The sequence below is a fragment of the Methanosarcina sp. genome (assembly GCF_028693135.1).
Lineage (GTDB): Archaea > Halobacteriota > Methanosarcinia > Methanosarcinales > Methanosarcinaceae > Methanosarcina.
On sequence record NZ_JAQUVZ010000011.1, the window covers coordinates 105,045 to 115,097 of the forward strand.

Consider the following 10,053-nt stretch of genomic DNA (forward strand, 5'->3'; position numbering starts at 1 on the left):
CTGGAAACATTGACCTCACAAATGTAACCGTTAATGATTCCTTGATTGAAAATCTCAACGGACCGGTAGAATCTCTGAATGATGATGGAATTCTGGAAGTAGGAGAAACATGGACCTACACTGGAACTTACACAGTAACCCTGAAAGACATCATAAGTAATGGTGGCGGGGACGGATTCATCGAGAATACGGCAACCGTTGACTGTGATCAGCTGGACCCTGAAAGTGACAGTGCAGCTGCACCTATAAAAATACCGGTTTGTGAGAAGCCAGCATACACAATAGAAAAGTGCATCACGGATGTTGACTGCAGAGGACCGGCTGCCAGTGTAAAAGAGGCTGGAGACGTCATCAGCTACAGGATAACGGTGACCAACACCGGAAATGTCGAACTGACAAATGTAGTTGTCACTGACCCCTTGATTGAAACACTAAATGGGCCAGTGGAGTCAAAAGATACCAACGGAGTCCTTGATGTTGGAGAGACCTGGACCTACACCGGCTGCTACGTGGTGACACAGGAAGACATAGACAATAACGGAAAATGTGTTGAATACATCAACAACGTGGCAATGGTAAGCTGTGAAGAGGACACCGAAAGCGAGTGCGATGGATACATCGACAATACAGCAACAGTAGACTGTGACCAGCTGGGCCCGAAATCTGACAGCGCAAGAGCCCCGATAGAGGCAGCTCCTGAGCCCTGCCCAGCTTACAAGATAGAAAAGTGCGTCACAGATGTTGACTGCAGAGGGCCGACTGCCAATGTTACGGAGGCTGGAGATGTCATAACTTACTTGATAACAGTGACCAACACCGGAGACGTCAAACTGACAAATGTAGTTGTCACTGACCCCTTGATTGAAACACTAAATGGGCCAATGGAGTCGAAAGATACCGATGGAGTCCTTGATGTTGGAGAGACCTGGACCTACACCGGCTGCTACGTGGTAACACAGGAAGACATAGACAATAACGGAAAATTTGTTGAATACATCAACAACGCGGCACTGGTAAACTGTGACATAGACACCGACGACGGATGCGATGGATACATCGACAACGTAGCAACGGTAGACTGTGACCAGCTTGATCCGAAATCTGACAGCGTAAGAGTACTGATAGAAAAAGCATCCACAGAAGAAGATTCGACAGATGAAGACTCGACAGATGAAGACTCGACAGAAGAAGACCCGATAGAAGAGAAACAGGATTACTGTATATACAAATCAATAATCGGGATCGATGAAGCTGGAGACTGCACAATCAACGAAGCTGGAGACATAATAGAATATCAGATCGTTGTGAAGAATGAAGGCAACGTAGACCTGACAGGAGTTTCGGTAAGCGACCCGATGATTACACTGACAGGCCCTGCTGGAGACGATGTTGACTCAGGAGTGTTGAATCCGGGAGAGTCATGGAAATTCTTCGGAAACTACACAGTAACCCAGGAGGACATTAGCAGTAACGGTGGAGGAGACGGGTTCATCGAAAATAAGGCAACAGTAAGTTGTAACGAACTTCCTGATGAAAGCAGCAGTGTACAACAACTGATTACCCTTAGCTCAACCGATGGTGACAGCAGTGATGACACTCGTAGTACCCACCACAGTAATGGTGGTACCGGTCACTCCCTTATCATCTCTAAACCTACCAAAACCGTTGAGGTGGACGAAACTTCAGGGAAAGAAACTGGAACTGAAATAGAGCTTGGACCTGCTATTAAAACCTTTGAACAAAAAACTGAGAGCGCCGAAGCAGATATTGAAAAGGACCCAGAACAGGAAAACGCAGGTATACCTGGGTTTGAAATCGCTTATAGCGTAGTCGGACTGCTTGCTGCAATATTCCTGTACAAAAGGAAATAAAAACAAAGTGAATCAGGTAAAAAAGCGTTAAACAAGCCCAATTCAAAAAATAATTAGATGAAGGGATTAAACCTTCACCTAATTTGCTTTTTAGGCTCTTCGTCATTCTCTATGGATAAGATGATTTTCAATTCAAGACCGAGTTGGTTATTATAAGAATGTCCACATAAAACAACGAAGAGCCAATTTTTATTTTCAATCCAAAGAGATATTCAAGAAAAGTGTGATCTTTTTTGGTTTATTTCAAAGGGCAGCAAACCAGAAAAAGAGATAAAAGTATTTTTTCCCGGGGGTTAGTTTTAGAAGGCTTCATGATGAAATTAAGAACTGGATATAGACTCATCAAAACCCATATTTTTAATACGAAAGTTATTTTAGAAAACGTTAAACGTTAAAAACAAAGAGATGCGGAAACCATTGAATGAACAAAACTAAAAAAATCTACGTATCGAATTGGTGGTAGGCATCTGTTTTGTAATGCCGTTTTTTAATCACCGTTTTTCAAATATTCTGTTTTTGTGCCTTTTTTAAGAGATATCGTTTTTTCAGTCACCGTTTTTCAAACTACCGTTTTTTAGGCTACCGTTTTTCAAGACACCGTTTTTCAAGACACCGTTTTTTATGTATCGTTTTTCAATATATCGTTTTTTATGTATCGTTTTTTATGTATCGTTTTTTATGTATCGTTTTTCAATATATCGTTTTTTATGTATCGTTTTTCAATATATCGTTTTTTATGTATCGTTTTTCAATATATCGTTTTTTATGTATCGTTTTTCAATATATCGTTTTTTATGTATCGTTTTTCAAGACACCGTTTTTCAATATATCGTTTTTTTCACAGATGCCTTGCACTCCAAATATCTTTCACTAAATATAAGACTACGGATGTACTGAAAATTGAATATAAATTTCCAGCGGTACTGTAATTCTCCAGTAAGTTGAAGACCAAAACCCTGCTTTCGGCAGGTCGACATTAAAAATAGGAATAGTTGTCAAGATAGCGTTTTAGAACCATAGCTAACGATATGTTATGTTTAAAGCTGGTTAACGGTTGGCTCAACTCCCACAACACACATAAGCACTGAATCATTTTTTCATTAAAGTTTAGTATGAAAAATTATGTTTTGACCATATGTAAACCTAACAACTACACACAATTATGGAGCATTATTTCAAAATCACAATCATTAGAAATTGTCATAAAGTGAACTACCCCCACCTGTCGCTTCGCTCCGAGGAAGGGGACTTCTCGCTGTGCCTCCACGCTCCCAAAGTTAAATGTCGACCTGCCCAAAGTAGGCAAAATCAAAAGTAAAAGAACTTTTTTATATGTTTTAAAAACCTCTAACTGAGTTTCAGATCCTTAAAAAGCTTTAGATTTCAACCAGCTTTAGATTTACAAAACCTGGATTTTACAAATTAAGACCTGTAAAACTTAGATTTAACAAAATATTAGACGTTGGAAAAAAAGAAATATTGTAGAAGTGAAATACAATAGAAAAAGAATAGAAAAAAAGTAAGCTGCCTGAGGGTTAAATATCAACTAAGGGCAGCTGCCTTCTGAGATCTGGCAAATAACCTTCTCTGTGAAGAGCAATCTTATAATCACTTATTGATCTGCATACCCTGTGTGTGTATTTTATGCAGTCGGCACCAACTGCCCCTTTAAACAGCAACTTTTCTGTCTTTTCTATGAATTCCGGGTAGGTAAATACCAGTTCTTCTTTGGTGTGCAGGAAAAGGGCTGTATAGTCCCTGTGGATACCCATGCTTCTTTTAAGCAGCTCAACGTTGAGGTGGCCCTCAGAGAGGTAGCTGTTGAACTTCACAAAAGTGTAAAAATCTGCGATGTTCTGATTTAAGGAGTTTAGGATTGAATATAGCACATTATCTGTTTCCGGAAGAGGGATATCCGGAAGATCGAGGTTTTCACCGTCAAAGGTTTCGTTTTCTTCAATGTTTTGATCCTGGGTTGTCTCGCGGTCCATTTTATCACCCTGGTATGACGTTTTATATTTTAGAGTTTATATTTTAATAGGCAAATCTGGCTATTTCCGTTTTAATAGTAACGTAACCAGTCGTTTACCTTTTAGAGGTGGCTTTCGGATACACCTACTAGCTTGATATGAAGGTGGCATGTGTATCAGTTAAAGTGCATCCAGTAATATATTTCATGTGCAGGCTACCTAACCTGTCGCAAGTGCATCGCTTCCCCACTAGAAGCGGCTTTGTGGCATTTCACATGATGTTTTGGACTCCGTTTTTTAATTCTGTTTTTTAATTCTGTTTTTTAATTCCGTTTTTTAATTCCGTTTTTTAATTCCGTTTTTTAATTCCTTTTTTTAATTCTGTTTTTTAATTCCGTTTTTTAATTCTGTTTTTTAATTACTAATTCACTCCAGAGATTCGTATCTTGCAGTTATGATCCTGAAGTCGTATAAAGTAAAATTGATTCTACAATTAGGCATCTTGAATTTTACCATATATAAAATTATGTCTTAATAAAACTAAAGAAATATAATTTTATAGTTTGTTTCATTTAGTTCTGCCAAAAAACTCACTAAATATATAATATACTGAAGAATGATAGAATATATCTGAGCTTATACGAGTCTTATACATTATAATTAATCTATAATTAATCACGGAAAAAATTAATTTTTGAGCTTTAATTTATTTTTGAATTTTTAGTGAACATTCAAACCTGTTCACTAAATGTGCTTATAATAGGTGCCAGCAGATTCAAAAAACCTTTAAAAATTAAACTGCATGGTTTCAACCCTTCAAAACACGTCTGCTCTCAAGTATATCCATCCCGAAAGCTACAAGTCCATATACCAGACTCAGTACAAGAATAATAGTGGCTCCCGATGGAACATCCAGAGCATAGGAAAGGCCTATTCCGGTAACACTGATCACGGTCCCGAAGGCGATGGAGATAAACATCATCTTCTTCAGGTTATTGGTGAATTTACGGCTCAGGGTTGCAGGAATGGTCAAAAGGGCGATCACAAGGATAATTCCCACGACTTTGATAAGAACAACAATTGTAAGGGCAATAATACAGAGCAGGAAAAGGTAGAGCTTTTCAGTAGGGACACCCTGTACAGTTGTAAACTCTTCATCAAAGCATAAAGAGAGGAATTCCTTATAGAACAAATAGACTGCACACACTATAACAATATCAATGACCAGCATCAAGTACAGGTCAAAGCGGGGAACCGTAAGGATATTTCCAAAGAGGTAGGTCATCAGGTCCGGGGCATATCCGGGAGTAAGATAGACAAAAATAACTCCCAGAGCCATTCCAAGAGACCAGAGAATGCCTATTGCACTGTCTTCCGGGATTTTAGATTTCTTGCTTACAGTACCCATGACAAGAGCAGATAGCAGGCTGAAAGGAAGAACTCCGAGCATGGGGTTGATTCCTAAATAATAGCCAAGCCCGACACCTCCGAAAGAAGCATGGGCAATCCCACCGCTGATGAAGACTATCTTTTTGACAACAACAAAGGCACCTATGATTCCGCAGGCAACGCTAGCAAGGATTGCGGCTATAAGGGCATTCTGGATAAAAGTATATTGAAGAAGCTCAAACATTTTTTAATTCTCCTTAAGAGACTGTTTTTCAAACCTAACCCTTGAATTCAGGAACTCTCTTTGTGCCTCTCCAGCACTCTGTGGGGTACTCCGTGGGCAATCAGTTCGACAGGGCACTGGTAGGTGGCTTCCAGGTCTTCAACCGGAATTTCTTTCGAGTTATGGTAATGAAGCGTGCGGTTCAGGCAAGCTATCCTATCAACATAGACAGAAACTGCACTGAGGTCATGTGTGACCATAATGACTGCCATTTCATGCTTGAGCCGGTCCAGGAGCCTATAGAGTTCATCCTGCATGTGAGGATCAAGCCCGGAGTTGGGTTCGTCCAGAAGCAGGAGTTTGGGGTTCGTTGCAAGAGCCCTGGCAATAAAAACCCTCTGCCGCTGCCCGCCCGAGAGCTGGCCTATCTGCCGGTCCTTAAGGTCGAACATCTCCACTGTTCTCAGAGCCTCTTCAGCAGCCTTTTTATCTTCTTCACTGTACTTTTTCAGAAAACCCGTATGGCTCATCCTGCCTGTCAGGACAACTTCCCAGACACTGATAGGAAAATCAAAGTCAAAACCTTTGTATTGAGGGACATACCCTACAAGGTCTCTGCTTTTTTCCGGAGGCTTCCCAAAGAGTTTAACACTGCCTTTATAGGGCTTCAAGAGCCCGAGGAGCACTTTGAGAAATGTGGTCTTTCCTCCACCATTAGGTCCTATAATCCCGAGCAACCCATTAGGCTCTTTTAATTCCAGATTTATTGCCTCAAGGATTGTCTGGTTTCCATAGCGTACCCAGACATCCTCTAGCTCTATAACATTCTCCATTGCCCTTCCTTCAGAATATCGTTTTTATCTTACGCCGAATTATGTTCTTTTTATATTTAGATATAGAACCTGAATACTGATTTTACACAATGTTTCTGGCAAAGACATCAGATACGTTGTCCATGTTTGCAATGTAATCCTTTGCAAGAGGATCAACAGCTACAACTTCACCACCAATCTCTTCAGCTAAAACATCCGCACTCCTCGTGCTGAACTGGGTCTGGACAAAGATAACTTTGACTTTCTTTTCCTTTGCAATATCCACAAGCTTCGCAAGATCCTGCGCACTCGGCTCTTTTCCTTCAATCTCAACAGGAATCATAGTAAGCCCGTACTCCGCAGCAAAATATCCCCAGGATGGATGATAAACCATGAAATTTCTTTCCTCACGTCCTGCCAGCTTTGCTCGAATTCTCGCATCCAGAGCGTCCAGCTCTTCAAGGTAAGAATCTCTATTCTGAGCATAGTAAGCTTCGTTTTCAGGGTCGAGTTGCACAAGTCCTTCATAAATGTCTTCGACCATCATCTTTGCGTTTGCAGGAGATGTCCAGATGTGTGGGTCCAGTCCTTCATGATCCCCATCATTTTCTTCTTCGGTATGGGTTTCAAGTTTTTCATCATGTTTCGCAAGTTCTCTCAGTTCTATTCCTTTGGAGCAATTTACAATAAGAGTATCACTATTGATTGTCCCGAACCTGTCAATCCAGACTTCCTCAAAAGGCATACCAACCCCAACCGTTACTAACATACTGGCTTCGCTAATTGCCTGGACTTCCTTTGGGGAAGATTCATAAGTATGAGGATCTGCCCCTGATGGGATTATGACAATGGTTTTTACTTTATCTCCTCCGACCTTTTCTACAAATTCAGCCAGGGGAAGAATACTTACTGCAACTGTCATAGGCTCGTCGGTTCCCGACACTTCAGCTCCCTGTCCCGCAGTCTCATTATCACTGGAGGTGCCGGAATCTGTACAACCGCTAACAAAAAGGCTCAGGCCAGCAATCAAAAGTACTAATATGGTTATGATTTTGAATTTCATAGTTGAGCTCCTGTTTTTTCACTTTCATTTTTGCTTCATTGCTTCAATAAGTTTCATATCCGGAAGGGAATGAAATAAGGCTGATATAAGTAAGATAAATTTAGCATATAAGTAAGATAAAATTGGCATATAAGCAAGATAAATTTGGTATATAACCAACAATTTGAATAATATACTAAATTTTTTGGAGTCAACCCAAATTTGTTTCAAAACCGGATTGAAGGCTTGGATCAAAGGTTTGGATCAAAGGTTTGGATCAAAAGCTTTGTTCAACTCTTCATTCATTCATTCATTCATTCATTCATTCATTCATTCAGACAATTAATGATAATGCCCCTCATGAATGCATTTTTCGTGGCTTATTTCTCCGCATACGCCGACCATCGGATGGCCCATCGAGTTGCAGATTTTATTTACCGCATCCCTGGAAACAAACGCTTCAAAGCGAGAAACCTCAGCACATGCTTCCTCTGTTGAAAGGCCGTAGTGAGTGAAAAGAAGACTCAAAATCCTGTGCCTCCGGACAAGAAATTCTGCATATTCCATTCCCATTTCTGTCAGGTCCACCCCCCTGTATAGAACATGGTTCAGGTAGCCAGCAGTTGCAAGTTCAGTTAAGGTCTTGCTTGTTGTTGAAGGGTCGACCTGCAAGCAGGAGGAAATTTCAGTAGTTTTTACAGTACCTTTTTTTTCAAAAATAAACTTGAGGTAATCTGCCTTTCTCGGAGAGAGTTCAAGGCCCGTAAACTCAGGATAATTCTGCTCATTCATATATATAAATACAAAAAACTGGTATTTATTGTTTGCCATATACCAAATTACAAAGTTAAATTTGCAGTATATCAAATTTAGAGATAACCGGAATGTACCTCCGGCAAAAAATAAAAAGCATTAAAATCCGAGGAGTAGGGTTCCAGTATAAAAAGCTCGGTGGAATAGAAGACTCAGTAAGTATGAAGAAAGACCTGGCAAGTATGGAAAATAGCAGGTGAAAATAGCAGGTGAAAATAGCAGGTGAAAATAGCAAGTGAAAATAGCAGGTGAAAATAGCAGGTGAAAATAGCAAGTGAAAATAGCAAGTGAAAATAGCAGATATGAAAAAAGTGGATATGGAAAATTCAGTAGAAGAAAACATACACTCCGGAAACCAGCAGGAAGCTTACCACGCCCATCAGAGCGCCCCCAAGAGTATTGGCCCTGAAAACCTCAGAGGGTTCAAGTTCTGCCAGCTCTCCGAAAATCCAGAAAAATGGATCATTGACATGCGAAATCATGAAAGTGCCTGAAGCCATTGCAAGGATCAGGATCTCCGCAGGAAGCCCAAGTTCCGGAACCAGAGGAAGCAAAAGAGATGGTGCAACAAGCATTGTTACAACCCTTGACCCCTGCACGGTTTGAAGGGCTGCTGCAACAAGAAAAGGCACAAAGATATGCGGAAGATTAATCTGCAGGAAAAACCTGCCAAGGGCTTCTCCTGCTCCTGTCATGGCAAGAGTCGCACCAAGAGCTCCTCCCCCACACAGATCAAGAAGGACAACACCACTTCGTTTGACACCTTTTTCAACCAGGGTCTTGACCATTTCAAAACCCAGCGCTCTGCCGGAAAAAATGGAGAGAAGAACCCCTATAAGAAGGGCAACATTTGGGTTTCCCAGAAAGGCAAACAAAGGGGGGAGATGCTCAAAGCCAGCTTGAAACAGGATCAGAAGCAAAGGTAGAAAGATTGGTGCATAAGCTTCAAGCCTGCCTGGCTTTCCAGGGTCTCTTCCCTGCACTCTATCTTTTCTTTGTACCCCATCTTTTCTTTGTACTCCATCTTTTCTTTGTACTTCGATATCTTTTTCCTGTATTCCTCCTGCTTCCTCCTTTTGTGGAGTTTCTGTAATTTCTGTAATTTCTGTAATGTCTGTAAATCCTGGGTGAGCTTGTTCCGGATTATCGTGTACAGAAGCTCTGGCGGTTTCAGACTTCCCCAATCTTCTGGCGTAGAGATAACCTGCAGTAGAAGTAGGAACAGCAATGAAAAATCCCAGAAGAAAGAGTGTGTCCGTATTTGCTGAAAGTTCTTCTGCTGCGGAAATGATTACAGGGGAAGGATACACCAGATTAAATGAGGCAACAGCTCCGAGTGCAAGTGCAGTTGCAGTGGAAATGGGGGGGTAATTAAGCTTGGCAGCCAACTCTTTTGCTATCGGAATAAAGATGACATAAGCAAGGATATAGCACATCATTGGCACGGAAAAAAGAAAACCAAGGAGGCTCAGGGCAAGCAGAGGATTTCTGGAAAAACGCATAATGTCAGAAGCTATTAAAGACATTCCACCGGTCTTCTGGAGCAGAAGTCCGATAATACTACCACTGGTGATAATGATAGCAAAACGGGAAAAAACACTGCCAAGTCCCCCAGTTACCGCTTCAACTGCCCCCATAGGTTCTCCTGCAAGCACTCCTGTGAAAAGAGATACAAGGACAAGGCTCAGGAAAGGGTGAAGCCTGAATTTTGCTGTAAGAAGCAGTATGGATATAAGGGCGAAAAGGAAGATAAGGGCAGGGTGCATAATATCCAAACTCTTCTGAAGCTATAAACAATGAATTATAAGTATCCTCTTCAAATTAAATGGATTTTCAATCGCAGGAAAAATATAATAGTTGCTCCATTTCCTCTTTATCATATCTTGGAGTCACAAAATGGAACTCGAAGCTTTAAAACAATTGCTGGCGTCAC

The 10,053-nt window shown here is 40.9% G+C and carries 7 protein-coding genes; 1 reads left to right on the forward strand and 6 read right to left on the reverse strand.

Annotated elements, in window-relative coordinates; genetic code table 11:
- A partial coding sequence (locus tag PHF18_RS07695; RefSeq protein WP_300100664.1) for a PGF-CTERM sorting domain-containing protein occupies positions 1–1,871 on the forward strand: 1,871 nt, incomplete at its 5' end.
- Between the two features lie 1,535 nt (positions 1,872–3,406).
- Here PHF18_RS07695 and PHF18_RS07700 read toward each other — a convergent pair.
- The 6 genes from PHF18_RS07700 to PHF18_RS07725 form a co-directional block, all read right to left on the reverse strand.
- A complete protein-coding gene (locus PHF18_RS07700) occupies positions 3,407–3,862 on the reverse strand; it encodes a hypothetical protein (RefSeq protein WP_300100667.1) in 456 nt (151 codons plus the stop codon).
- 787 nt (positions 3,863–4,649) lie between these two features.
- Positions 4,650–5,474, reverse strand: a complete 825-nt coding sequence (locus tag PHF18_RS07705; protein WP_300100670.1) for a metal ABC transporter permease — start codon at positions 5,472–5,474, stop codon at positions 4,650–4,652.
- A gap of 47 nt (positions 5,475–5,521) precedes the next feature.
- Complete coding sequence (locus tag PHF18_RS07710; protein ID WP_300100673.1) at positions 5,522–6,286, reverse strand: ABC transporter ATP-binding protein; 765 nt, start codon at positions 6,284–6,286, stop codon at positions 5,522–5,524.
- 82 nt (positions 6,287–6,368) lie between these two features.
- A complete protein-coding gene (locus PHF18_RS07715) occupies positions 6,369–7,328 on the reverse strand; it encodes a zinc ABC transporter substrate-binding protein (protein WP_300100675.1) in 960 nt (319 codons plus the stop codon).
- Between the two features lie 321 nt (positions 7,329–7,649).
- Positions 7,650–8,099, reverse strand: a complete 450-nt coding sequence (locus tag PHF18_RS07720; protein ID WP_300100679.1) for a metal-dependent transcriptional regulator — start codon at positions 8,097–8,099, stop codon at positions 7,650–7,652.
- 347 nt (positions 8,100–8,446) lie between these two features.
- Complete coding sequence (locus tag PHF18_RS07725; RefSeq protein ID WP_300100698.1) at positions 8,447–9,886, reverse strand: GntP family permease; 1,440 nt, start codon at positions 9,884–9,886, stop codon at positions 8,447–8,449.
- Positions 9,887–10,053 lie beyond the last annotated feature (167 nt).

Coding starts and splice junctions, on each gene's coding strand:
- PHF18_RS07700 (WP_300100667.1), bottom strand. CDS start 3,862: ATGGACCGCGAGACAACCCAGGATCAAAACATTGAAGAAAACGAAACC.
- PHF18_RS07720 (WP_300100679.1), bottom strand. CDS start 8,099: ATGAATGAGCAGAATTATCCTGAGTTTACGGGCCTTGAACTCTCTCCG.
- PHF18_RS07705 (WP_300100670.1), bottom strand. CDS start 5,474: ATGTTTGAGCTTCTTCAATATACTTTTATCCAGAATGCCCTTATAGCC.
- PHF18_RS07715 (WP_300100675.1), bottom strand. CDS start 7,328: ATGAAATTCAAAATCATAACCATATTAGTACTTTTGATTGCTGGCCTG.
- PHF18_RS07725 (WP_300100698.1), bottom strand. CDS start 9,886: ATGCACCCTGCCCTTATCTTCCTTTTCGCCCTTATATCCATACTGCTT.
- PHF18_RS07710 (WP_300100673.1), bottom strand. CDS start 6,286: ATGGAGAATGTTATAGAGCTAGAGGATGTCTGGGTACGCTATGGAAAC.